We start from the raw sequence: 24,725 nt of genomic DNA, 5'->3' as shown, positions 1-24,725 counted from the left end.
CGCCGTGCCCGCACCCGCGGCGCCGCCGGGCGCCGTCGCCGCCGCCGTGGAAGGACCGTCCGTGAGCACCCTGCCCTACCTCGACCCCGCCGTGCCCGTGGCCGACCGCGTCGAGGACCTCCTCGCCCGCATGACGCTGCCCGAGAAGGTCGGCCAGATGCTCCAGCTCGACGCGCGCGACGGCGTCGGCCCCGCGGTGCTCGAGAAGCACGCGGGCTCGCTGCTGCACACCTCGCCGGAGAACGTCCTCGCCGCGCACGAGCTCACCGGGCGGACGCGGCTGCGCATCCCCCTGCTGCTCGCCGAGGACTGCATCCACGGCCACTCGTTCTGGGTCGGCGCGACGATCTTCCCCACGCAGCTCGGCATGGCCGCGACGTGGGACCCCGCGCTCGTGGAGCAGGTCGCGCGCGCGACCGCGGTCGAGGTCGCCGCGACCGGCGTCCACTGGACCTTCTCCCCCGTGCTCTGCATCGCGCGCGACCTGCGCTGGGGCCGCGTCGACGAGACGTTCGGCGAGGACCCGTTCCTCATCGGCGAGCTCGCGTCCGCGATGGTCCGCGGCTACCAGGGCGACGGGCTGTCCGACCCGACGGGCATCCTTGCCACGGCGAAGCACTTCGCGGGCTACTCCGAGACGCAGGGCGGCCGCGACGCGAGCGAGGCCGACATCTCGCAGCGCAAGCTCCGGTCCTGGTTCCTGCCCCCGTTCGAGCGGGTCGCGCGCGAGGGCTGCGCCACGTTCATGCTCGGCTACCAGTCCATGGACGGCGTGCCCGTCACCGTGAACGGCTGGCTGCTCGACGACGTCCTGCGCGGCGAGTGGGGCTACACCGGCACGCTCGTCACGGACTGGGACAACGTGGGCCGCATGGTCTGGGAGCAGCACATCCAGCCCGACTACGTGCACGCGTCCGCCGCGGCCGTGCGCGCCGGCAACGACATGGTCATGACGACGCCGCGCTTCTTCGAGGGCGCGCTCGAGGCGGTGGACCGCGGCCTCGTCGACGAGGCGGCGATCGACGCCGCCGTCCGGCGCATCCTCACGCTCAAGTTCCGCCTCGGCCTGTTCGAGGACCCGCGGCGGCCCGACGTCGCGCGCCAGCAGGCGGTCATCGCGTCGGCCGAGCACTCCACGGTGAACCTCGAGGTCGCGCGCCGCTCCCTCGTGCTCCTCACCAACGACGGCACCCTCCCGTTCGCGGGCGGGCTCGACCGTGCCGCCGGCACGCCCGACGGCCGGGCCCTCGCCCCGGCCGGGGCGCCCGCCCGGACGATCGCCGTCGTCGGCCCGAACGCGGACGACGACCACACGCAGCTCGGCGACTGGGCGGGCGCGTCGGGGCAGGCCGACTGGCTGCCCGACGGCCACCCGCGCGAGATGACGACGACCGTGCTCGACGGCTTTCGCGCGCTCGCCCCGGAGGGCTGGGCCGTGACCCACGCGCGCGGCGCCGACATCCTCACGCTCGCGCCCGACCCGGAGGGCGAGCTGTTCCCCGACGGTCAGCCGCGGCCGCAGGTCGTCGTCCCGGCCGCGCCCGACGACGCGCTGATCGCCGAGGCCGTCGCCGCCGCGCGCGACGCCGACCTCGCCGTCGCCGTGGTGGGCGACCGCATCGAGCTCGTGGGCGAGGGCCGCTCGACCGCGACGCTCGAGCTCGTCGGCGGCCAGGTCGCGCTGCTCGACGCCCTCGTCGCCACCGGCACCCCCGTGGTCGTGGTCGTCGTCGCGTCGAAGCCGCTCGTCCTGCCGCCGTCGGCGCACGCGGCGGCGGCGGTCGTCTGGGCGGCCAACCCCGGGATGCGCGGCGGCCAGGCCGTCGCCGAGCTCGTGCTCGGGCTGATCGAGCCCGAGGGCCGGCTCCCGATCTCGTTCGCGCGCCACGCGGGCCAGCAGCCGACCTACTACAACGTGGTCCGCGGCCAGCACGGCGTCCGCTACGCCGACCTCACGCAGAGCCCCGCGTTCGCGTTCGGCGAGGGCCTGAGCTACACGACCGTCGAGTACGCCGACCTGCGCGTGCTCGGCACGGAGCACGGGCCCGACGACGTCGTGCGCGCCGAGGTCACGCTGACGAACACCGGGTCGCGCCCGGTGCGCGAGACCGTCCAGGTCTACGTGAGCGACACCGTCACGTCGGTGACGTGGGCCGAGAAGGAGCTCAAGGCCTACCGCAAGGTGGACCTCGCGCCGGGCGAGTCGGCGACCGTCGGCCTCGAGGTGCCCGTGGCGGACTGCACGCTCGTCGACGCGCGCGGGCGCCGCGTCGTCGAGCCGGGCGAGTTCGAGCTGCGCGTCGGGCCGTCGTCGCGCGAGGACGTGCTCCTGCGCGCGTCGTTCACCGTCGCGGGCTAGTCCCGCGCACGACGGAGGGCGCCCGGGTCGACCCGGGCGCCCTCCGTCGTCTGCGGTGGCCGGGCGTCAGGCGCCCGTCGCGACGCGCTCCCGCTCGACGGCGGACTCCTCGCGGTCGACGCGCGCCGCACGCAGCCGCGACATGATCACCGCGCCGAACGCGATGGCGGCCGCGACGACCGCGATCGCGATGCGCAGGACGTGGTTCGCGTCCTCGGGCACGCTCATGAGCACGACCGCGGGCGCGATGAGCACCGACACGAGGTTCATCACCTTGATGAGCGGGTTGATCGCCGGGCCGGCGGTGTCCTTGAACGGGTCGCCGACCGTGTCGCCGATGACGGTCGCGGCGTGCGCCTCCGAGCCCTTGCCCCCGTACGCGCCGTCCTCGACGATCTTCTTCGCGTTGTCCCACGCGCCGCCCGAGTTGGCGAGGAACACGGCCATGAGCACGCCCGCGCCGATCGCGCCCGCGAGGAAGCCGGCCAGCGGCCCGACGCCCAGGCCGAACCCGACGGCGATGGGCGCGAACGCGGCGAGCAGGCCGGGGGTCGCGAGCTCGCGCAGCGAGTCGCGCGTGCAGATGTCGACGACCCGGCCGTACTCGGGGCGCTCCTGGAACGTCATGATCCCGGGGTGCTCGCGGAACTGGCGACGCACCTCGAACACGATCGCGCCCGCGGCCCGGGTCACCGCGTCGATCGCGAGACCCGAGAAGAGGAACACGGTCGCAGCACCGAGGATCACGCCCACGAGCGTGATCGGCGAGATGATCTGGTAGTCGAGCATCGCCGTGACGAGACCGCTGCCGACGCCCTGCACGTCCGCGAGCGCGTGGCTCACGGCGTCGGCGTACGACCCGAACAGGGCGGTCGCCGCGAGGACGGCCGTCGTGATCGCGATGCCCTTGGTGATCGCCTTCGTCGTGTTGCCCACCGCGTCGAGGTCCGTGAGGATCTGCGCAGCCTCCTCATCGCCGTCGCCCGACTCGCCGACCGACATCTCGTAGATGCCCTGGGCGTTGTCCGAGACGGGGCCGAACGTGTCCATCGCGACGATGACGCCGACCGTCGTCAGCAGGCCGCACCCGGCGAGGGCGACGAGGAACAGCGCGAGCCACACCGACCCGCCCGCGAGGAGGAACAGACCGCAGATCGCCGCGGCGATCACGCCCGCTGTGTACACGGCCGACTCGAACCCGACCCCGATGCCCGACAGCACGACCGTCGCCGCGCCCGTGCGCGAGGTGGCCGCCACGTGCAGGGTGGGCTTCGACGTCGTGCCGGTGAAGTAGCCCGTGATCCACAGGATGATGCCCGCGAGGACGATCCCGATGACGACGGCGAGGCTCGCGACGACGCGCGGGTCGGCCGCGATCCCGGACAGGTCGCCGAGGTCGGCCGTGCCGTCGAGCGCGGCGAACGACGACGGCAGGTAGACGAACGCGGCGACGGCGGCGAGCACCGCGCCGATGAGCGCCGAGAGGTAGAACCCGCGGTAGATGGCCTTGAGGCCGTTCTCCTGGCCGCGCACGCGCGTGATGAACACGCCGAGCACCGCGACGAGCGCGCCCAGGGCCGTCACGACGAGCGGGAACACGAGGCCCTCCTCGCCCATCGCCGCCTTGCCGAGGATGAGCGCCGCGACGAGCGTCACCGCGTACGACTCGAACAGGTCGGCCGCCATGCCCGCGCAGTCGCCGACGTTGTCGCCCACGTTGTCCGCGATGGTCGCGGCGTTGCGCGGGTCGTCCTCGGGGATGCCCTGCTCGACCTTGCCGACGAGGTCCGCACCGACGTCCGCCGCCTTGGTGAAGATGCCGCCGCCGACGCGCATGAACATCGCGAGCAGCGCCGCGCCGAACCCGAAGCCCTCGAGCACCGCCGGGGCGTCGCCCTTGTAGACGAGCACGACGCCCGCGGCGCCGAGCAGGCCGAGGCCGACGACCGACATGCCGACGACGCCGCCCGTCCGGAACGCGATGCGCGCGCCCTCCGAGCGCCCGCCCGGCCGGGTCGCGGCCGACGCGACGCGCACGTTCGCGCGCACCGCGAGCCACATCCCGAGGTAGCCGATCGCGGCCGAGAACCCGGCGCCCACGAGGAACGCGACCGAGCGCCCCACGCGGATGCCGCCGTCGCCCGGCAGCAGGAACAGGAGGCCGAAGACGATCGCCGCGAACAGCGCGAGCGTGCGGAACTGGCGGCTCAGGTACGCGCCGGCGCCCTCCTGCACGGCCTGGGCGATGTCCTGCATCTTCGCCGTGCCCTCGTCCGCGGCGAGGACCTGTCTGCGCAGCACGACCGCGAAGGCGAGGGCCACGAGGGCGATCGCCGCGATGACCGCGACGATGGTGAGACTTTCCGTACCGAGCGTGAGCATCCGTCCTCCTTGACGAACCGCGCGACCGTCGCGCCGGTCCCCTGCCGGAGCGATGGGGGTGAGTCTACGCACGTGTGTCGTACGTCACGACCACTCGTGCAGGACGTCACGAGCGCACCCGGTGACGGCGCCCCGGGCCCTGTCAGCCCGGCGGTCGCGCGGTCGCTCCGCCGGCGTCCGGGGCGAGGTCCGTGGCGAGGCGCGCGACGGCGTCGGGCCGGGTGAGCGGGTAGAGGTGACCCTCCCCCGCGAGCCCGACGCGCGGGACCGCGAGCCGGTCCGACAGCTCGCGCTGCGCGCGCAGGAACCGGGCGCTCGCGCGCAGCCCGGTGACGAGCAGCGGCTCGGCGCCCGCGGGCAGGCGGTGGCCGTCGTCGAGCAGGGCGCGCACGCGCGGCGCCTGCTCCCAGCTCGCGAACCACTGGTGGGCGAGCAGGGTCCACGCGTCGCGCGACCCGTAGCGGGCGCGCGCGAGGTCGTGCGGGAGACGGTCCGGCGCACGCGTGACCACGCGCACGCCCGCGCGGCGCAGCGCCGGCCCGGTCACGGCGAGGCCCGCCGCGAGGGCGCCCGCCACCGCCGTGCCCGCCCGGGCCGCGACGGTACCCGTGTGCAGGGCCGGGAGATGGACCTCCCACGGGCTCGTCGGGTCGAGGAGCACGAGCCGCCGGACCTCGCCCGGGTGCAGCAGCGCCCACTCGATCGCCGTGAGCCCGCCCACGGAGTGCCCGACGAGGTCCACGGGCTCCGACCCGTCGACGCCGAGGCCCGCGCGCACCACGTCGACCGGTCCCGTCACGGGCACGCGCCACGCGTCGAGGACCCGGACGTCGTCGGTGCGGGCCGGGGCTCCGGGAGCGGACGCGGTCCCGAGGGCGCGCGCGAGCGGGGCGAAGTCCTCAGGGGTGAGCGCCAGGCCCGGCAGGACGACCCAGGTCATGCGGACTCCCTCTCTCGCGGTGCGCGACCACCCTACGGAGCGCTCCTGGGCGTGCGTAGGGTGGAGCCTGTGTCGACGCCCAGCACCCCCGTGACCGACCCGACCCCGCACGACCGCGCCCTCGCGCACGCGCACGACCTCGCGACGTTCGTCGAGGCGTCCCCGTCGTCGTACCACGCCGCCCACGAGGTCGCGCGCCGGCTCGAGGCCGTCGGCTTCGAGCGCCTGGACGAGACCGCGGCGTGGCCGTCGGCGACCGACGGCGAGGGCGGCGGGCCCGCGGGCGGACGGTACGTCGTCGTGCGCGACGGCGCGGTCATCGCCTGGGCCGTGCCCGCGGGCGCGACCGCGACGACGCCGTTCGCGATCCTCGGCGCCCACACAGACTCCCCCGGCTTCAAGCTCAAGCCGCGCCCGAGCGTCGGCCGCGAGGGCTGGTGGCAGGCGGGCGTGGAGGTCTACGGCGGCCCGCTGCTCAACTCGTGGCTCGACCGCGAGCTCGAGCTCGCCGGCCGGCTCGTCACCGCCGACGGCGAGGAGCACCTCGTGCGCACCGGTCCCCTCCTGCGCATCCCGCAGCTCGCGATCCACCTCGACCGCGCCGCGAACGACGGGCTCACGCTCGACAAGCAGCAGCACACGCAGCCCGTGTGGGGGCTCGCGTCGGCGTCGGGTCCGGCCGGGTCCGACGTCGCGGGCGCGCCGCACGGGACGAGCGGCGGGGACGTGCTCGCCCAGCTCGCGCACCACGCAGGCGTGCGGGCGAGCGAGGTCGCGGGGTACGACGTCGTGGTCGCCGACACCCAGGCACCCCGCGTGTTCGGCGCGCACGACGCGTTCCTCGCGTCCGGGCGGCTCGACAACCTGCTGTCGGTGCACGCCGGCCTCGTCGCGCTGCTCGAGGTCGCGGGCACGCCCGACCGGCCCGTCGAGGGCGCCACGATCCCCGTGCTCGCCGCGTTCGACCACGAGGAGATCGGGTCGGAGTCGCGCTCCGGCGCGTCGGGCCCGTTCCTCGCCGACGTGCTCGACCGGGTCGCGGCCGGCCTCGGCGCGACGGCCGAGGAGCGGCACCGCCAGCTCGCGGCGTCGCTGTGCGTGTCGAGCGACGTCGGCCACTCCGTCCACCCGAACTACCCCGAGCGGCACGACCCCGCCAACCGCCCCCTCGCGGGCGGCGGACCGATCCTCAAGATCAACGCGAACCAGCGCTACACGACCGACGCGCACGGTGCGGCGGCGTGGGCGCGCGCCTGCGCCCGGGCCGGGGTGCCGAGCCAGGAGTTCGTGTCGAAGAACACCGTGCCGTGCGGCTCGACCATCGGGCCGCTCACCGCGACCCGACTCGGCATCCGCACGGTCGACGTCGGCGTCCCCATCCTCTCGATGCACTCCGCGCGCGAGCTCACCGCCGTCGTGGACCCCTGGTACCTGTCCCGCGCGGTGCTCAAGATCTTCCAAGGCTGAGCCCCCACCCCCACCCCCACCCCCACCCCCTTCACCGGCCGAGCAGGCGGTCGTGGCCCGTCCCGGACACCGGACGGACCACGACCGCCTGGTCGGGCAGCCGCGATGGCCTGGTCGGGACCAGTCAGGGGCGTTCCGCGCGGGCGCGGACGCCGCGCAGCATCTTCTGCGTCATGAGGAAGCTCACCGGCTGCACGGCCTCGACGATCGCGCGGCCCGCCCCGCCCAGCGGCAGGTACCGCTCGCGGACGAGCAGACGTGACCGGAGCGTGCCGTCCGGCCCCGGCGGGAGCGGCCGCACGACGAACGCCCACGAGAACCGGAACGGCATCGTGTCCGGCTGCCCGGGCCCCGGCGCACCGAGCAGCACGAGGTGCGAACCGGGCTCGAGCGCCGCGACCCGCAGGACGGCCTCGTCGGCCAGGTGGACGTCGTCGCCCACGGCCAGGCCCTGCCAGCGCTCCTCGATCGCGTCCGCGCTGCGGATGCCCAGGCCGACGAGGTTCTCGAGCGCGTCGTAGGAGTAGAAGCCGCCGCGGCCATGACCGAGCTGGACGAGCCACGGCCAGACGGCGACCGGCGGCGCGTCGACCGTCACGGCCCGCGTCGCGACGACGGCCCGCGCGTCGGGCACGAGGTCGTCGCCCGGGAGCACGCACTCGTGCTCGCCCTCCCAGGTGCCCCACGTCTGGGTCATGCGCCGGGTGAGCAGGAGCGCCCCGACGGCGAGCGCCGTCGTCGTCACGACCCGGACCCCACGCCACGCTGCCATGCGTCGATCGTCGGCCGTGCGCCACGCCCCGCGCGAGGGCCGGAGGTCCCGAGCACGGCGGCCCTCGGCCGGACCGTGGGCCGGAGGTGGGAGACTCGGAGACGTGCTGCACGCCCCCACCACCTCCCCGCGACCGACGAGCGCGACGCTGCTCGACGTGCTGCGCGCGGGCGGGCGGCGCGACGAGCGGCTGCGGCACGTGCGCGAGCTCCCCGCACGCCCCGGCACGCAGGGCGAGTGGCCCGCATGGGCCGACGCGTCGCTCGTCGCCGGGTACCGCGCGCTCGGCGTGGAGCGACCCTGGGAGCACCAGGTGGAGGCCGCCGACGCCGCGTGGTCGGGCCGGCACGTCGCGCTCGCGACCTCCACGGGCTCCGGCAAGTCGCTCGCGTTCTGGCTCCCGGCGCTCACGGCCGTGCGCGCCGACGCCGCGGCGCGCGTGCTCGACCCCGGTCGCATCGAGTCGGTCGCGCGCCGTGGTGCCGTGCTCTACCTCTCGCCCACGAAGGCGCTCGCGGCCGACCAGCTCTCCGGCCTCCAGCGGCTCCTCGACGCCGCCGGGACGCGCGACGTGCGGGTCGCGACGTGCGACGGCGACACCGCGCAGGACGAGCGCCGGTGGGTGCGGGAGCACGCCGACGTCGTCCTCACGAACCCGGACTTCCTGCACTTCGCGCTCCTGCCGCACCACCGCGGCTGGACGCGGCTGCTGAGGGACCTGCGGTACGTCGTCGTGGACGAGGGGCACGCCTACCGCGGGGTGTTCGGCGCGCACGTCTCCCTCGTCCTGCGGCGCCTGCGGCGGCTCGCCGCGCACTACGCGCGGGAGGGCGACCCGCCTCCGACGTTCGTCGTCGCGTCGGCGACGACCGCCGACCCGGCCACGAGCGCGGCCCGGCTCGTCGGGGTCGAGCCCGACGACGTCGTGACCGTCGCGCGCGACACCTCCCCCGCGGGGCGCAAGACGTTCGCCCTGTGGGAGCCGCCCGTCGTGGTGGGCTTCGAGGCGTCCGCGGACGACGGTCCCGCCGAGGGCCACGACGACGACCCGGCGGTCGCGACGCCCGCCGAGGGGCCGGAGCACCCCCGCCGCAGCGCCACCGCCGAGACGGCCGACCTGCTCGCCGACCTCGTCATCGCGGGCGCCCGCACGCTCGCGTTCACGCGCTCGCGCCGCGGCGCGGAGTCCGTCGCGGTCCAGACGCAGGACAGCGTGCGCGTCGTCGACCCCCGGCTCGTGCGCCGCGTCGCCGCCTACCGCGGCGGCTACCTGCCCGAGGAGCGGCGCGAGCTCGAGGACGCGGTGCGCACCGGCGACGTGCTCGGCCTCGCGACGACCAACGCGCTCGAGCTGGGCGTCGACATCTCGGGGCTCGACGCCGTCCTCATCGCCGGCTGGCCCGGCACCCGCATGTCGGTGTGGCAGCAGGCGGGCCGCGCCGGGAGGGCGGGCGCCGACGGCCTCGTCGCGTTCGTGGCACGCGAGGACCCGCTCGACACGTTCCTCGTGCACCACCCCGAGGCGGTGTTCGACGTACCGCTCGAGGCGACCGTGTTCGACCCCGCGAACCCCTACGTCCTCGCGCCGCACCTGTGCGCCGCGGCGGCGGAGGTGCCCCTGCGGTCCGAGGACCTCGCCGCGTTCGGCACGCCCGACGTCGTGCGCGGCCTGCTCGACGTGCTCGTCGCGCGCGGCGCCCTGCGGCGCCGGGCCTCCGGCTGGTACTGGACGCACGCGCAGCCCGCGTCGGGCATGACCGACCTGCGCGGCTCCGGCGGCGCGCCCGTCCGGGTCGCCGAGGCGCGCACCGGCCGGCTGCTCGGGACCGTCGACGCCGCCTCCGCGGACGGCTCCGTGCACGACGGCGCCGTGTACGTCCACCAGGGCCGCACCTACGTGGTCGAGCACCTCGACCTCGCGGACCACGTCGCGCTCGTGCGTCGGCAGGACGTCGACCACGGCACGTGGTCCCGGTCGACCACGTCCATCACGATCGTCGACGAGCCCACCGATGGGGACGTCGCGACGGGCCGCGAGGTCGTCGAGCGCAGCTGGGGCCCGGTCGGCTGGGGCTACGGCCCGGTCGACGTGTGCTCCCAGGTGGTGAGCTTCCAACGCCGCCGCCTCCTCGACATGCAGGTCCTCGGCACGGAGACCCTCGACCTTCCCGAGCGCACGCTGCCGACGATGGCCGTCTGGTGGACCGTCCCCGCCTCCGTGATCGAGGAGGCGGGCGTCGACGCCGACGAGCTGCCCGGCGCGCTGCACGCCGCCGAGCACGCGTCGATCGGTCTGCTTCCCCTCCTCGCGACGTGCGACCGCTGGGACCTCGGCGGGGTGTCGACCGCGCTGCACGCCGACACCGGCGAGGCCACGGTGTTCGTCCACGACGCCTACCCCGGCGGGGCCGGCTTCGCCGAGCGCGGGTTCGAGCTCGGCGCGACCTGGCTCCGCGCGACGCGCGACGCCATCGCCCGCTGCCCGTGCCACGACGGCTGCCCGGCGTGCGTGCAGTCGCCCAAGTGCGGGTCGTACAACGCCCCGCTCGAGAAGGCCGCCGCCGTCCGGCTGCTCGACGCCGTGCTGGCGCACGCCCCGGCCGCCGCGACCGAGGCCGAGGCCGAGGCCGATGCCGATGCCGATGCCGATGCCGCGGAGCGGACCGCAGGTCTCCCGCGATAGGGCACGGCACGTCCACAGGGTCGAGGACGAGTACCGTCCGGTCGTTGACGGCACCCGTCCCACAAAGGATCGCGCCCGCCGGTCACAACGCTCGCGCCGCCCGACGGACCGCTGCCCCTGCCGGTGGCGGTCGCTCATCGCGCGCTCGCCGGGCCGGCGCGGGCGGCGGCGGTCGCGCGGCCGAACGTGACGCCGAGGAACGTCACGCCGGCGCTCGACTCGGCATCCACCCGGACGACCCCGGCGCCCTGCTCCGTGCACGCGACGACCACGGCCCGGTTGCGCGCAGCGGCCTCGCGCGCCCGGCCGCAGGGTTCCCACCCGTCGCGGACTGCCGTCGCCGCCGCGAGCGCCGCGAGGTCAGCTCCGGTCTGCGCGGTGCCACGCGCCGCCTGCGCCTGCGCGAGCCCGGCGAGCGCGAGCGCCAGGACGAGGACCGCCGCGACGACCCCGAGCACGAGCACCGTGCCTGCTCCGTGCTCGACGTCGAGGTGGACGGCCACCCCCGGCCTCGCACCTGGCCGGCCGTCGGTCTCGGTCCCGATCGCGGTCTCGATCCCGCTTCCGGCCCGAGTCTCGGCGCCAGACCTGGTCCCGGACCCGGTCTCGGTCTCGGTCTCGGTGCGCCGTCCCCGCGGAGGCCGCGCCGCGGTCACGGCTCCGCCCACGCGACGGCCGCGCCGCTCGCGCGCAACGGCGACCCGGCGAGCCACCCGCCCACGACGGGCGTCGTGACGCGCACCTCGACCCACGGGTCGCCGCGCAGCACGCCGACCGTCGCGCCGGCTCCGGCGACCCGGAGCGCGGTCGCGCGCACGGTCGCGTCGTCCTCACCGATGGCCACCGCCCGGGCGGCGGCCCTCGCCGCGTCGGCGGAGCGCATCTGGGCGCCCGCCGCCGCGGCGAGGGTGAGGACCACGACGAGCACCAGGACGACCGCGGGCAGGGCGACCGCGAGCTCGGCCGTGACCGCACCTCGCTCGCCGCCCTCACGGACCCGACCCCTCGGCCGGCGGCTCTCCGCCCCGGCGTCCCGTCGCACGGGCTCAGCCCAGCGAGAGCGCGCTGCGCACGATGCCGAGCAGCATCTCGCGCACCTCGCCGCTCTTCAGCACGACGATGAGCAGCCCGGCGAAGCCTGCCGCCGCGACCGTCGCGATGGCGTACTCAGCCGTCGCGAGACCCGCCTCGCCGTCCTGCCCCGTGCTCGTCCCCGTCAGGCGCGCGAACGCGCGTCGCGGCTGTCGTGTCATCTCCGGCTCCCCTCGTGTGGCCCGCGTCGTGCGGGCGGTCGGGGAGACCCTGCCGGGACCTGCACCCCTGCCGCACCCCACCGCGGGGCGTCGGTGGACGGGGCCCTCAAGACGACGACCTGTGCACGGCAGTGCGCGCTCCGCTCGCGTCGACGGGTCGAGCCACCAGCACTCCGTCGCGCGATCAGCACCCGGTCGACGGGTCGAGAGACCAGCCCCACCCAACCGGGGCGCGGTCAGCCCCAGGTGAGCGGGTCGAGCTCGAGGTGGAAGCGGAGCCTGCCCGGGTCGACCGGGGACCCGTAGCGCGGCGCGAGCGACTCCTCCAGGGCACGCGCGTGCTCCGGCCAGGTGTCCTGGGCGTTCGCCAGGAGGAGGGAGAGGTCGGCGTGCCGGTCGGCGACCCCGAGCCGCCCGACGTCGACGAACCCGCGGAGCTCCAGCGTCTCGGGGTCGAGCAGGACGTTGGGCAGGCACAGGTCGCCGTGGCAGACCACGAGGTCGGCCGCCTGCTGCTCCCGCCGCCACGGCAGCTCGGCGATGAGGTCGGCGAGGAGGTCTGCGGGATCCCGGGACTCCTGCTCCGGCCGCAGGAACTCCGGGTGCACGCGGCCGCCGTCGACCACGTCGCGGGCGAGGGCGACCATGGCGTCGAGGCTCCGGTCGAACGGGCAGTCGGCCACGGCGAGGTCGTGGAGGGCCCGCGCCGCCGCGAGGACGCTCGTCCAGGCGCGGTCGACCTGGTCGGGGCGGACCGTGTCGGCGGGCACGCCCGGCACCGTGCGCGTCACGAGGACGGCCTGCTCCCCCGTGTCCTCCCACGCCAGCACCTCGGGGACGACGATCCCGCGCTCAGCCGCCCAGAGCGCGCGGTCCCGCTCGTCCGCCAGGTCGGCCGCCTGGTCCGGGCCCACGACCTTGGCGTGCCGTGCGCCGTCCGCGCTGACGAGCACGCGGGCCGAGGACTCGCCGCTCCCGACGTCCCGCCAGGCGTCGTCCCGGAGCGCAGCAGGCACATCGGAGACAGGGGACGGGTCCATGCGGCCACCGTAGCGACCCGACACCGACCCCGGCCCCGGCCCCGGCCCGAAAACAACACCGAAGCCCGCCTCTGCCTCCAGACCTCCGACGCCTATCCGGGGAGCAGACCCGCCCCGAGGGAGACGAGGACCGGCAGCAACCCGACGAGCACGAACGCGGGCAGGAAGCACGCGCCCAGCGGGAGCACGAGGTGCACGGCGAGCCGTGCCGCGGCAGCCTTGGCCGCTCCGGTCCGGTCCTGGCGCGACGCCCCGGCCGCCGCCCGCAGCGACGACGCCGGAGCAGCGCCGTGCAGCCACGCGGGCCGCAGCGCGCGCTGCACGACCCCGAGCCTCGGCGGTGCACCCGCCCAGGCCCCGTCCCACGACGCCCCGAGGAGGAGCGCCGCGCCGGCGGCGCGCAGCCCCGCACCGTCGCGGCCCCCGACGCACGACCCGACGACGTCGAGCGCTCGCGGGATCGCCGCGCCCGACCCGACGGCGGCCGCGAGCAGCTCGAGGAGCACCCCGGTCTCGATGCCGGGTTCGCGGTCGTCGCCCCGGCGCCGTCGGCCGCCCGGGCCGTCGGCGGGATCGTCGGGCTCGGGCGCTGCCCGCCCGACGGCGACGGCGCGCCGTCCGGCCTCGGTGCGCGCGGACCACCACGGCGCCGCGCCCACCAGGACGCAGAGCGCCACGAGGACGAGGGTCACCGGCGCTCTCTTTCCCGGGCGGGCCGCTCCGCGCGCCGCGCGGTCACCGGTCGTCCCCCGCGGTGCGCGCCCGCTCGACGAGCCGCGCGGACCACGTGCGGCCCGCGACGAGCAGCAGGACCCCGAGGAGCACGCCCGCCGTCCCGAGGCCGCCGTCGGTCGCGGTGGCGAGCGGGTCGGCGCCCAGCACGTAGCCGAGCAGGACCCCGACGACCGGGAGCCAGAGCAGCACGCGGGCGGTCGCGCGCGGTCCGGCGAGCGCCGCCTCCCGCTCGGCCCGCGCCTCGGCGTCCGCGGCCACGGACACGGCGACCTCGTCGAGCACGGTCGCGAGCGGCGCACCGAGCTCCGCGGCCAGCCGGCACGCCGCGACGAGGGCACGCGCCGTCGCCGGGCCGCCGACGTGCGGTGCGAGATCCGCGACCCGCGGGACGCCCCCGCCGTCGACCCGGACCCCGACTGCACGACCCCACGCGACGCCCGGCGCGGCTCCGGACCGCAGGAGCGCCCCGACCTGCGTCACGACGACGCGCACGAGCTCGGGCACCGCCTGGGGTCGGGCCGGGCGGCGCAGGACCGACCACCGCACGGACCGCGACGCCGACCGACCGACGACCCGGCGCGCCGACCGCCCGCCCCGGGCCGTGGCGCACCAGACCGCGGCACCGACGAGGAGACCCACCAGGACCGTCATGGGCGCGCTCCCCTGCCGCGCACCGTCCGGGCCGCACCGGCGCGGAGGCTCCCGGCACGTCGTCGCGTCATGCGGACCACCGCCCCACGAGCTCGTCCCACGCCGGTCCCGCGACCGGCCCCGCCGCGCCCGGCGACCCGTCTCCCGTCGAACCGCCGCGCGGCGACCCGGCGCCCGGCGACCCGCCTGCCGTCGACCCGCCGCCCAGCGAGCCACCGCCCGGTGACCCACCGCCCGGCGGCACGACGGTCCCGTCCCACGACCCCGCGACGTCCACGCGCAGGGCGCCGCGCTCGTCCTGCCGCACGACGCCGAGCTGCGCGAGGACGCGCCGGGTCGTGCCCGCCGTGCGGACGCGGCGCAGGTGCAGCACGACGTCGAGCCCGCCCGCGGCCTGCGCGGCGACGGCGGCCCGGTCCATCCCCGCGAGCGCCGCGAGCGCCTCCAGCCGGGCGGGGACCACCTCGACGTCGTTGGCGTGGATCGTCGCGAGGCCGCCGTCGTGGCCGGTGTTGAGCGCCATGAGCACCTCGCGGACCTCCGGCCCACGGCACTCGCCCAGCACGATGCGGTCGGGCCGCATGCGTAGCGCGGCGCGCACGAGGTCGGCGAGGTCCACGCCGCCCGCGCCCTCGACGTTGGGACGCCTCGCCGTGAGCGGGACGACGTGGGGGTGGTCCGGGTCGAGCTCGCGCGCCTCCTCGACGCAGACGACCCGCTCGTCGGGCGGGACGAGCGCGAGGAGGGCGGCGAGGAGCGTCGTCTTGCCGGTGCCGGTGCCGCCGGAGACGAGGACGTTCGCGCGCCGCGCGACGAGGCCGCGCAGCACCGGCTCCCACGCGTGCGGGACGGTGCCGCCCGCGACGAGGTCGTCGAGCCGGAACGTCCGGGTCCGCAGGACGCGCAGCGAGACGACGGCCCCCGTCGCGCACACGGGCGCGACGACGGCGTGCAGGCGCGTCCCGTCCGGGAGGCGGGCGTCGACGACGGGCGACGCGTCGTCGAGCCGCTGCCCGCCCGCCGCGGCGAGGCGCACCGCGAGCGCCCGCACGGCCTCGGGGCCGCCGAGCGCGACCTCGACCCGTTCGAGGCCGGCGCCGCGGTCGACCCACACGTCGTCGGGCCCGTTGACGAGCACGTCCGTCACGCCGGGCTCGTCGAGGTACCGCTGGAGCGGCCCGGCCCCGAAGATCTCCGCGTGGGCCGTCCGGGTCAGCTCGCGCAGCGCGGTCGTGCCGAGCACCCGGCCCGACGCCCGCAGCGCGTCCGCGACGGCCGCGTCGCCGAGCACCTCGGTGGCGCCGCCTGGGTCGTCGCTCGACCGCACGAGGCGGTCCCGGACCCCGTCGAGCAGGGCGACCCGGCCGCGCTCGGCACGCGGCGGCTCCTCCCCGCGGCGCTGCGCCCCGTCCGCGACACCTCCGTCCCGACCACGCCCGCCGCGCGGCGCACGCGCCTCCCGCGCGCTCACCGGGCGGGCCCGAGGTAGCGCGCCGCGAGCTCGCGACCGGCCCGGACGACCGGCCCGCGCCCGACGCACGGCCCGTGCCCCCGCTCGACCGCCCCGGCGAGCGCGCGGTCCCACCCGGCGGTGGCGGCGACGTCCAGCCCGACGGCGGCGGCCACCTCGGGCGGCGAGAGCCGACCGGGCGCTGGGCCGCGCACGACGAGGGCGGCCCGGCCCGGCAGACGATCGCGCACCGCGGCGGCGCCCGCGACCCCGGCGACGTCGAGCGGGGTCACGAGGAGCACCTCGTCGCACGCCTCGAGCAGCGACGCCCCGGCCGCGCCCGCCCCGAGGGCCGCGCGGTCGGCGTCGAGCACGAGCACCCCGGACCTCGCCGCCGTGGCCTCGGCGAGCGCGGCGACGACGTCGGCGAGCGCCGCCTGCTCCGGGCCCCCGCCGCGCTCGGTGCTGACGACCGGCACGGTGCCCCAGCGGGGCAGGCGCGCGAGGAGGTCGTCGCCGTCGATCCGGCCCCGCGCGTCGGCGAGGTCCGGCCAGCGCACGCCCGGGTCCTGCTCGACGCCGAGCAGGACGTCGAGGCCCCCGCCCAGGAGGGAGAGGTCGACCAGGCACGTCGGCGCGCGCCGCCGCGCGACCGCCCGGGCCAACGACGCGGCGACGACGCTCGCCCCCGCCCCGCCGCGCGCACCGACCACCGCCACGACCGCTCCGTCCATCGCGCTCCCCCGCCCTCCGTCGACCGGGGACCACCGTGGCCCCTGGGCGCGGGCCGCCGTCGGCCCGTCACCCGCCCTGGGGACGGGCCGGTCGGCGAGCGCTCCTGGGGACGGCCACGTTCCGCCGCTAGGCTCGCGACCGTGACCCCGCTCCCGGACCCGACGGACCCGCCGCGCGCCGGCCGGGTCGCCGCGTTCTTCGACCTGGACAAGACGATCATCGCGACGTCGTCGGCCGCGGCGTTCTCGCGGCCGTTCTTCGCGGGCGGGCTCATCAACCGCGGCGACGTGCTGCGCAGCGCGTACGCGCACTTCCTGTTCATGGTGGGCGGGGCCGACGCGGACCAGACGGAGCGCATGCGCGCGCACCTGTCGAACCTCGTGACCGGCTGGGACGTCGCGACCGTCTCCCGCATCGTCGAGGAGACGCTCCACGAGCACATCGACCCGGTCGTGTACGCGGAGGCGGTCGAGTTCATCGAGTCGCACCACGAGCACGGGCACGACGTCGTCATCGTCTCCGCCTCGGGCAGCGAGGTGGTGGAGCCCATCGCCGCGGTGCTCGGCGCCGACCACGCCATCTCGTCCCGGATGGCCGTCGAGGGCGGGCGCTACACCGGCGCGATCGACTTCTACGCGTACGGCGAGAACAAGGCCGTGGCCCTGCGCGAGCTCGCGGAGCGCGAGGGCTACGACCTCGCGGCGAGCTACGCGTACTCGGACTCCGTGACCGACGCGCCGATGCTGAGCTCCGTCGGCCACGCGTTCGTCGTCAACCCCGACCGGACGCTGCGTCGTCTCGCCGCCGAGCACGGGTGGGGCGCGCTGACGTTCTCGCGGCCCGTCGCCCTGCGCTCGCAGCTCGCCGCGCCGACGCCGGTGCTCGCCACCGCGGGCCTCGTCGGGCTCGGCGTCGTCGGGTGGCTCGGGTGGCGGGCCTGGCGCCGCCGCTCGCGCGGCTGACCCTCTCCAGCGTCGCCGCCCGCGCGGCTGACCCGCGCGTCCGGCCCCCGCGGACGCCCGCCGAAGGGCCCGATCCGGACCTCCCGGACCAACCGCACCGGCGTGTTCGAACCCCGGTAGAACACGGTGTGGAAGAACCCCCGGAGCGCTTGCGCTCGCCGCCCCGGCGGGCTGTGATGGAGGGACAACAGCACCGCGGCGGTACCCACGCGCAGGGCAGTCCACCGAAGGACGCGCTGACCGGGGCGGACCAGGCCACGACGGCCCCGACCCGTTGCAGCGACTTGGAGCGAGCGCGCCTGTTCACCGCCGCCGCTGGCGACCACGGCGTCCGCGAGGGCGCCGTCGTCGTGTCAGGGCTCACGCGCCCCGTTCCCGCGTCGTGGCCCGCCGGCCGGGCGATACTGGGGCCCATGACGTCAGCGCCGAGTGTCTCCTCCTCCATCACCGCCCGCCTCCAGGTCGAGGCCCGCCCCACCGCCGTGAGCGAGCTGACGACGGCGATCGAGCACACCGGGGGCATCGTCACCGCCCTGGACGTGACGGCGTCGGGCCACGAGCGCATCACGGTCGACGTCACGGTCGCGACGCGCGGCGAGGAGCACGCCGGGCAGATCGTCGAGGCGCTGCGCGCGCTCCCGGGCGTCGTCGTGGACCGCGTCTCCGACCGCACGTTCCTGCTGCACCTGGGCGGCAAGCTGAAGATCGAGTCCAAGGTGCCGATCCGCAACCGCGACGACCTGTCGATGATCTACACGCCCGGCGTCGCGCGCGTGTGCGAGGCCATCGCCGCCAAGCCCGACGACGCCCGCCGCCTGACGATCAAGCGCAACACCATCGCGGTGGTCACCGACGGGTCGGCCGTGCTCGGGCTGGGCGACATCGGCCCCCTCGCGTCGCTGCCCGTCATGGAGGGCAAGGCCGCCCTGTTCAAGCGGTTCGCGGACATCGACGCGTTCCCCATCGCGCTCGACACGACCGACGTCGACGAGATCGTGCGGACGGTGAAGGCGATCGCGCCCGTGTTCGCGGGCATCAACCTCGAGGACATCGCGGCCCCCCGGTGCTTCGAGATCGAGGCGCGGCTGCGGGCCGAGCTCGACATCCCCGTGTTCCACGACGACCAGCACGGCACCGCCATCGTGGCGCTCGCCGCGCTGACCAACGCGCTCAAGGTCGTGGGCAAGCAGCTGCCCGACGTGCGCATCGTCCTCTCGGGCGCGGGCGCGGCCGGGACCGCGGTGCTCAAGCTGCTCCTCGCGGCGGGCGCGCACGACGTCGTCGTCGCGGACATCGAGGGCGTCGTGCACCCGGGCCGCCCGGGCCTGTCCCCGTCCCTCGCGTGGACCGCGGTCAACACGAACCCGCGGCGCGTCACCGGCACGCTGCGCGAGGCCGTCGTCGACGCGGACGTGTTCATCGGCGTCTCCGCGCCGGACGTCCTCACGGGCGACGACGTCGCGCGCATGGCCCCCGACGCCATCGTGTTCGCGATGGCGAACCCGCGGCCCGAGGTCGACCCGGTCGAGGCGGCGGAGCACGCGGCCATCGTCGGCACCGGGCGCTCCGACTTCGCGAACCAGATCAACAACGTGCTCGCGTTCCCGGGCGTGTTCCGCGGGCTGCTCGACGCGCGGTCGCACCGGATCACCGACGCGATGCTGCTCGCCGCCGCCCGCGCGCTCGCGTCCGCGATCCACGAGGACCAGCTCAACCCGACCTACATCATCCCGAGCGTGTTCAACCCCGAGGTGACGACGCTCGTCGCCGCGGCGGTCGAGCGCGCCGCGCGCGAGGACGGCGTCGCCGAGCCGCCCGCGCTGACCGGCGGCCTCCCGCGCGTCGCGACCACGACGTCCGCCCCGACCACCGCCTCGGAGGCCTGAGCGTGCAGCGCGTCACGACCCGCAACGCGGCGTTCCAGCAGTGGGAGGCCCTGCTCACCAACCGCACGAAGCGGCACCGGGCGGGCGAGATGGTCGTCCAGGGGGTCCGGCCCATCACGCTCGCCGTCGAGTCCGGGTGGACCGTGCGGACGTGGCTCGTCGACGCCGACCGGTCGCTGTCGTCGTGGGCCCACGCGATGCTCGACCGGGTCCGCGCGCAGCGGTTCGCCGTGTCGTCCGCGCTCCTGCGCGAGCTCGGCGGCAAGGAGGACGAGACGCCCGAGCTCCTCGCCGTCGTCGCGACGCCGCCCGACGACCTCGGCCGGATCGGCGGCGGCACGGTGGGCGCCGACTTCCTCGGCGTCGTGCTGGACCGGCCCACGAGCCCGGGCAACGTGGGGACGGTCGCGCGGTCGCTCGACGCGTTCGGCGGGGGCGGGCTCGTCGTCGCCGGGCACGCGGCCGACCCGTACGACCCGCGCGCCGTGCGCGCGAGCACCGGCTCGATCTTCTCCGTCCCGACGGTCCGCGTCCCCGCGGGGCGCGACGTCCTCGACTGGGTCGCCGCGCAGCGCTCCTCCGGGGTCCCGCTGACCCTGCTCGGGACCGACGAGCACGGCGACGTCGAGCTCGCCGACCACGACCTCACCGGCCCGACGCTCGTCGTCACGGGCAACGAGACCACCGGTCTCAGCGCGGGCTGGCGCGAGGCGTGCGACGTCATGGTGAGCATCCCCATGCTCGGCTCGGCGAGCTCGCTCAACGCCGCGAGCGCGACGACGGTCGTGCTGTACGAGGCCGTGCGCCAGCGCCGGGCACGCTGACGGCACGCACGGCGGCGGTCGGCGCACGCCCGACGGCGGGTGCGGCGTCCGAGGGGCGCCGCACCCGCCGTCGTCCCCGCGTCAGGACGAGCGCGGCGCCGTGCTGCCCGGAGCGCGGGTGATGTGGTGCACCGCCTGCGTGCGCAGGCCGGCCCCGTTGAACTCCTGGTAGATCTCCTTCGCCTCCTGGAGCGCCTGCTTGACCTGGTTCTTGTCGAGGTGAGCCGCGGTCAGCTGGTTCTGGTAGAGGTACAGGAACGTGTTGAAGTCGATCTTCGTCAGGTCCACCGTGGACTTGACCGCGACGAACGCGCTGATGCGCTCCATCTTCTCGTAGATGCCGCGGGCCGAGACGTTGAGGTACCACGCCTTGAGGTCCACCCGGACGATGGACAGGCCCTCGGTCACGACGTAGTACTCCTCCATCGTGCCCGTCGACGCCGACGCGCCGCCGAGGAACACGGTGAGGGCCTCGGAGATGAGGCCGCCCACCCCGTCGATGATGCTGTCCGCCGTCCCCGAGACGAACGACTTGAGCGACGACTTCACGGTGTCGGCGAGGTGCTCCGTCGACGTGGACGTGAAGGCGTGCACCTCCTTCTTGGACGCGAGGATGGACGTGATGGGCACGGTCGAGTTCGTGCCTCCCGCCCCGCGGAGCGACTCCTGGATCTTCGCCTCGAACAGCTCGGCCTTGGTCTCCCCGAGCCGGGCGAGCGACTCCACGACCTCGCGCTGCGTCTGCGCGAGCTCGTCGCTGTTGTCGAACTGCTTGACGATGTCTCTCACGAGCGACATGACTTCCTCCGATGACGTGTGGTGCGGTGTCGGAGCACGGCGACCGCCGCGCCCCCGTGGCGCGAGGTCAGAAGACGACCTGCGTGCCCTGCAGGTCGACCTGCCTGCTCAGCGCGTCCGGCCGCGGGTAGCCGGCGGTCGCCGGGACGGGCCGGTTGTAGCCGTAGACCCAGACGCCCTCGAGCGCCCGCTCCTCCTCGAGCGCGAGGGCGAGCCCCGCCGAGAAGTTGGAGACGTTCTCGGCACACGCGTGCACGAGCACCGGGCCGACCGGCCCGGGCACCCGGGCGAGGAGCCGTGCGACCTGCCGCCGGTTCCACCCCCAGTCGTCGGCGCCGTGCCCCTCGTCGCCGATCTCCTCGTCGTTGCCGTGCGCGGACAGGCAGACCGGGCCCCGCGCCGTCGCGAGCGCCGCGACGAGCGCCCGTTCCGCCGCGGCCCGTGAGCCCTTCGGAAGCAGGACGACCTCGCCCCACGCGTCCGCCCCCGAACCGTGCCTCTCGACGGCCTCGCGGATGTCGTCGTCCTGTGTGCAGACCACCAGCATGTCGTGCCCCCTCTCGTGCGTCGGCGGGGCTGCGTCGCCCCGCCGTCGGCCCGGTGCCTTCGTCCGGGTCCGTCGCCAGGATCCGCCGGGCGCCGACCGCCCCACATCGTCAGTTCTGACTATCTGCGGACGGGACGGCCGCCCCGCGCCCGCGCCAGGGAGGCGGAGGCCGCGAGCTGGGACGAGACGCCGAGCTTGCCGAGGATCGAGCGGACGTGGGCGCGCACGGTCGCGACCGACAGCACGAGCGCAGCAGCGATCTCGGCCACCGACCGTCCGCCCGCGAGGTGCTCCAGCACCTCGGTCTCCCGGCCCGTGAGCGACGCCACCGCCCGGCGGTCGCGCACGACCCCGACGAGCTGGTCCACCAGCAGCGCGTCGCCCGCGCGCACGTCCCCCGCGAGCATGCGGGCGACCGTCCGCACCTGGTCGCCGAACGGTCGCTCCGCGGCGACGACCAGGGCGCCGGCCCGCGCGGCGACGAGCAGCCGGTCCGCCGCCACCGCGCCGCCCACGACCACGACCGGGCCCGGGCGCCGCAGGACCGCGAGCAGCGGCGGGCCGGGGAGGGACCCGGCGTCGTCGGCCACGAGCACGAGCCCGCGGCGGCCGCCGGACCCCGGCCGGAGGGCGTCCTCGGGGACCGTGCGCGCCCCGCAACGGCCGACGGCGCGCAGCCCGGCCGCCACGGCGACGGCGAGCACGCGGTCCCGGGACGCGACGTCGACGCCGTCGTCCCGGCGTGCGGGCGCGGCAGGGCGCGACCGCGCGCCCCGCACCGCCGCGTACGCCAACCCGCCCCCTGTGCCTCGCCGTGAGGCCGTACGCTCCGCGAGGAACGTGAGCCCATGGTGGGGCACCACCCTCCGCGCGGCAACAGCGCGCCGGGGTGCCCGGCGGGCCGTCCGACGGCGTGATCCCCCGCCGTCCCAGGGCGCTCACCCGCTCCTTTGCGAGCACTCTCGCCGAATCCCGGACGGATGTGACCGCGCTCACCGCGGGAGGTCTACACTCGCCAGGTCGGGGCCCCGGTCGTGCGGCCGTCCGCCCCGTCGTACCGTCGTACCGTCACGCCGCCCCCGGGCGGCCGCCGCGGTCGGCGGGACCGCACCAGAGTCGATGCGCACCGGAGGTCAGCGTGCCAGAGAACGAGCCCGAGGCCGCAGCAGCGGCCACCACGTCCAGCCTGGAGAACCTCCTCCACGAGACCCGGAGCTTCCCCCCGAGCCCCGAGTTCGCCGCGCAGGCGAACGCGCAGCCCGAGCTGTACGAGGAGGCGCGGGCCGACCGGCTCGCGTTCTGGGCGCGGCAGGCGAACGACCTCGTCACGTGGCAGACCCCGTTCACCGAGACCCTCGACTGGTCGCAGGCGCCTGTCGCGCGCTGGTTCGCCGACGGCACGCTCAACGCCGCGTACAACGCGGTGGACCGTCACGTCGAGGCAGGTCTGGGCGACCGGGTCGCGATCCACTTCGAGGGCGAGCCGGGCGACGCCCGGACGGTCACGTACGCCGAGCTGCAGCGCGACGTCTCGCGCGCGGCCAACGCGCTCGCGGCCCTCGGCGTCGAGACGGGCGACCGCGTCGTCATCTACCTGCCGATGGTCGTCGAGGCCGTCGTGGCGATGCTCGCGTGCGCGCGCATCGGCGCCCCGCACTCGGTCGTGTTCGGCGGGTTCTCCGCCGACGCGCTGCGCAGCCGCATCGCCGACGCCGAGGCGAAGCTCGTCATCACGGCCGACGGCGGCTACCGCCGCGGCGCGGCCTCCGCGCTCAAGCCGGCGGTCGACGAGGCGCTCGCGCCGAAGGACGGCGCGGAGCCGACGACGGTCGAGCACGTCCTCGTCGTGCGCCGCACCGGCCAGGACACCGCGTGGACCGAGGGCCGCGACGTGTGGTGGCACGACGCGCTCGAGGCCGCCGACACGACGCACACCCCGGTGTGGGTCGAGGCGGAGCACCCGCTGTTCATCCTCTACACGTCGGGCACCACCGGGAAGCCCAAGGGCATCCTCCACACCACGGGCGGCTACCTCACGCAGGCCGCATACACGCACCGCAACGTGTTCGACCTCAAGGCCGACACCGACGTCTACTGGTGCACCGCCGACATCGGCTGGGTCACGGGCCACTCGTACGTCGTCTACGGCCCGCTCCTCAACGGCGCGACGCAGGTGATCTACGAGGGCACCCCGGACTCCCCGCACCAGGGCCGCTGGTGGGAGATCGTCGAGAAGTACCGGGTCTCGATCCTCTACACCGCGCCGACGGCGATCCGCGCGTGCATGAAGTGGGGCGAGGAGATCCCCGCGAAGTTCGACCTGTCGTCGCTGCGCGTGCTCGGGTCGGTGGGCGAGCCCATCAACCCCGAGGCCTGGATGTGGTACCGCCGCGTCATCGGCGGCGACCGCACGCCCATCGTCGACACGTGGTGGCAGACGGAGACGGGCGCGATCATGATCTCGCCGCTGCCGGGCGTCACGGCGGCCAAGCCGGGCTCCGCCCAGGTGCCCCTGCCGGGCATCGTGGCGGACGTCGTCGACGACGAGGCGCGCTCCGTACCGAACGGCGGCGGTGGGTACCTCGTGCTGTCCGAGCCGTGGCCGTCGATGCTTCGCGGCATCTGGGGCGACCTCGAGCGCTTCAAGGACACGTACTGGTCGCGCTTCCCGGGCATCTACTTCGCGGGCGACGGCGCCAAGAAGGACGAGGACGGCGACATCTGGCTGCTCGGCCGGGTCGACGACGTCATGAACGTCTCGGGGCACCGCCTGTCCACCACGGAGATCGAGTCGGCGCTGGTCTCCCACGAGATCGTCGCGGAGGCCGCGGTCGTCGGCGCGAGCGACGACCTCACGGGCCAGGCCGTCGTCGCGTTCGTCATCCTGCGCGGCGAGCACGCCGGCCGAGCGTCCGACGCCGACGGCGCGGCGGCCGTGCAGACCGAGCTGCGCAACCACGTCGCGAAGGAGATCGGCCCGATCGCCAAGCCGAAGCGCATCCTCGTCGTGCCCGAGCTCCCGAAGACGCGGTCCGGCAAGATCATGCGCCGCCTCCTGCGCGACGTCGCGGAGAACCGGACGGTGGGCGACGCCACGACCCTCGCGGACTCGTCGGTGATGGAGCTCATCTCGGCAGGTCTGCAGAAGCCGTCGTCCTCGGACGACTGACGCGCCGCTCGTCGACCACGGGGTCGGTGCCCTCATCCGCGCGATGACGGCACCGGCCCCGTTCTCGTGCGC

At 76.0% G+C, this 24,725-nt stretch carries 21 protein-coding genes; 7 read left to right on the top strand and 14 right to left on the bottom strand.

From position 1 onward, the window contains the following. Nucleotides 1-61 precede the first annotated feature (61 nt). A complete protein-coding gene (locus tag HKK73_RS03530) occupies nt 62-2,359 on the top strand; it encodes a glycoside hydrolase family 3 N-terminal domain-containing protein (protein ID WP_253705770.1) in 2,298 nt (765 codons plus the stop codon). Nucleotides 2,360-2,425: 66 nt separating this feature from the next. On the opposite strand, the gene HKK73_RS03525 is transcribed toward HKK73_RS03530, so the two are convergent. Together HKK73_RS03525 and HKK73_RS18885 are read right to left on the bottom strand one after the other, a co-directional pair. Further along, a complete protein-coding gene (locus tag HKK73_RS03525) occupies nt 2,426-4,741 on the bottom strand; it encodes a sodium-translocating pyrophosphatase (RefSeq protein WP_171467448.1) in 2,316 nt (771 codons plus the stop codon). A 142-nt stretch (nt 4,742-4,883) separates the two neighbouring features. Beyond that, on the bottom strand, nt 4,884-5,681 hold the full coding sequence (locus HKK73_RS18885; protein ID WP_216608046.1) for an alpha/beta fold hydrolase: 798 nt from the start codon (nt 5,679-5,681) through the stop codon (nt 4,884-4,886). A 69-nt stretch (nt 5,682-5,750) separates the two neighbouring features. Here HKK73_RS18885 and HKK73_RS03515 point away from each other — a divergent pair, with 69 nt between their 5' ends. After that, the gene (locus HKK73_RS03515) at nt 5,751-7,148 is read left to right on the top strand and encodes a M18 family aminopeptidase (RefSeq protein ID WP_253705769.1); all 1,398 of its coding nucleotides are present in this window, start codon (nt 5,751-5,753) and stop codon (nt 7,146-7,148) included. A gap of 124 nt (nt 7,149-7,272) precedes the next feature. On the opposite strand, the gene HKK73_RS03510 is transcribed toward HKK73_RS03515, so the two are convergent. Further along, nucleotides 7,273-7,920, bottom strand: a complete 648-nt coding sequence (locus HKK73_RS03510; RefSeq protein ID WP_144721553.1) for a hypothetical protein — start codon at nt 7,918-7,920, stop codon at nt 7,273-7,275. 103 nt (nt 7,921-8,023) lie between these two features. Here HKK73_RS03510 and HKK73_RS03505 point away from each other — a divergent pair, with 103 nt between their 5' ends. Then, the gene (locus tag HKK73_RS03505; protein WP_253705767.1) at nt 8,024-10,603 is read left to right on the top strand and encodes a DEAD/DEAH box helicase; all 2,580 of its coding nucleotides are present in this window, start codon (nt 8,024-8,026) and stop codon (nt 10,601-10,603) included. A 134-nt stretch (nt 10,604-10,737) separates the two neighbouring features. On the opposite strand, the gene HKK73_RS03500 is transcribed toward HKK73_RS03505, so the two are convergent. From HKK73_RS03500 to ssd, 8 genes are all read right to left on the bottom strand, one after another. Continuing rightward, entirely contained in the window at nt 10,738-11,106 is a 369-nt protein-coding gene (locus HKK73_RS03500; protein ID WP_137279700.1) for an Rv3654c family TadE-like protein, read from the bottom strand. 149 nt (nt 11,107-11,255) lie between these two features. Beyond that, nucleotides 11,256-11,645 carry a TadE family type IV pilus minor pilin gene (locus tag HKK73_RS03495; RefSeq protein ID WP_043655698.1) on the bottom strand — a complete coding sequence of 130 codons (390 nt, stop codon included), beginning with the start codon at nt 11,643-11,645 and terminating at the stop codon, nt 11,256-11,258. Between the two features lie 4 nt (nt 11,646-11,649). Continuing rightward, a complete protein-coding gene (locus HKK73_RS03490; protein ID WP_043655695.1) occupies nt 11,650-11,856 on the bottom strand; it encodes a DUF4244 domain-containing protein in 207 nt (68 codons plus the stop codon). Nucleotides 11,857-12,092: 236 nt separating this feature from the next. After that, nucleotides 12,093-12,896, bottom strand: coding sequence for an aminoglycoside 3'-phosphotransferase (locus HKK73_RS03485; RefSeq protein WP_171467446.1), 804 nt, complete (start codon nt 12,894-12,896; stop codon nt 12,093-12,095). 92 nt (nt 12,897-12,988) lie between these two features. Next, the gene (locus HKK73_RS03480) at nt 12,989-13,588 is read right to left on the bottom strand and encodes a type II secretion system F family protein (protein WP_171467445.1); all 600 of its coding nucleotides are present in this window, start codon (nt 13,586-13,588) and stop codon (nt 12,989-12,991) included. Nucleotides 13,589-13,631: 43 nt separating this feature from the next. After that, nucleotides 13,632-14,282 (bottom strand): hypothetical protein, encoded by a 651-nt coding sequence (locus tag HKK73_RS03475; protein WP_171467444.1) that lies wholly within the window; start codon nt 14,280-14,282, stop codon nt 13,632-13,634. Between the two features lie 67 nt (nt 14,283-14,349). Beyond that, the gene (locus HKK73_RS03470) at nt 14,350-15,609 is read right to left on the bottom strand and encodes a TadA family conjugal transfer-associated ATPase (RefSeq protein ID WP_249355827.1); all 1,260 of its coding nucleotides are present in this window, start codon (nt 15,607-15,609) and stop codon (nt 14,350-14,352) included. 140 nt (nt 15,610-15,749) lie between these two features. After that, nucleotides 15,750-16,466: a septum site-determining protein Ssd gene (gene ssd, locus HKK73_RS03465; protein WP_086149155.1), complete on the bottom strand. Its 717-nt coding sequence runs from the start codon at nt 16,464-16,466 to the stop codon at nt 15,750-15,752. A 141-nt stretch (nt 16,467-16,607) separates the two neighbouring features. Between ssd and HKK73_RS03460 the strand changes: the two genes are divergently transcribed. From HKK73_RS03460 to HKK73_RS03450, 3 genes are all read left to right on the top strand, one after another. Beyond that, nucleotides 16,608-17,429 carry an HAD family phosphatase gene (locus HKK73_RS03460; RefSeq protein WP_171467443.1) on the top strand — a complete coding sequence of 274 codons (822 nt, stop codon included), beginning with the start codon at nt 16,608-16,610 and terminating at the stop codon, nt 17,427-17,429. Nucleotides 17,430-17,842: 413 nt separating this feature from the next. Continuing rightward, nucleotides 17,843-19,315 carry an NAD-dependent malic enzyme gene (locus tag HKK73_RS03455; protein ID WP_171467442.1) on the top strand — a complete coding sequence of 491 codons (1,473 nt, stop codon included), beginning with the start codon at nt 17,843-17,845 and terminating at the stop codon, nt 19,313-19,315. Nucleotides 19,316-19,317: 2 nt separating this feature from the next. Further along, entirely contained in the window at nt 19,318-20,139 is an 822-nt protein-coding gene (locus HKK73_RS03450) for a TrmH family RNA methyltransferase (RefSeq protein WP_319946708.1), read from the top strand. Between the two features lie 81 nt (nt 20,140-20,220). Here HKK73_RS03450 and HKK73_RS03445 read toward each other — a convergent pair whose 3' ends face one another. From HKK73_RS03445 to HKK73_RS19345, 3 genes are all read right to left on the bottom strand, one after another. Next, complete coding sequence (locus HKK73_RS03445; protein ID WP_021483279.1) at nt 20,221-20,937, bottom strand: hypothetical protein; 717 nt, start codon at nt 20,935-20,937, stop codon at nt 20,221-20,223. A gap of 67 nt (nt 20,938-21,004) precedes the next feature. Continuing rightward, a complete protein-coding gene (locus HKK73_RS03440; RefSeq protein ID WP_137279705.1) occupies nt 21,005-21,478 on the bottom strand; it encodes a hypothetical protein in 474 nt (157 codons plus the stop codon). A gap of 125 nt (nt 21,479-21,603) precedes the next feature. Beyond that, nucleotides 21,604-22,278: a response regulator transcription factor gene (locus HKK73_RS19345; protein WP_171467441.1), complete on the bottom strand. Its 675-nt coding sequence runs from the start codon at nt 22,276-22,278 to the stop codon at nt 21,604-21,606. Nucleotides 22,279-22,622: 344 nt separating this feature from the next. Here HKK73_RS19345 and acs point away from each other — a divergent pair, with 344 nt between their 5' ends. After that, on the top strand, nt 22,623-24,653 hold the full coding sequence (gene acs / locus HKK73_RS03430) for an acetate--CoA ligase (protein WP_171467440.1): 2,031 nt from the start codon (nt 22,623-22,625) through the stop codon (nt 24,651-24,653). Nucleotides 24,654-24,725 lie beyond the last annotated feature (72 nt).

The organism is Cellulosimicrobium sp. 72-3, assembly GCF_013127315.1.
In the GTDB taxonomy this organism is placed as follows: domain Bacteria; phylum Actinomycetota; class Actinomycetes; order Actinomycetales; family Cellulomonadaceae; genus Cellulosimicrobium; species Cellulosimicrobium funkei.
The sequence above is the reverse complement of the archived record's forward strand: the minus strand, read 5'-3'. Positions and strand labels throughout refer to the sequence as shown.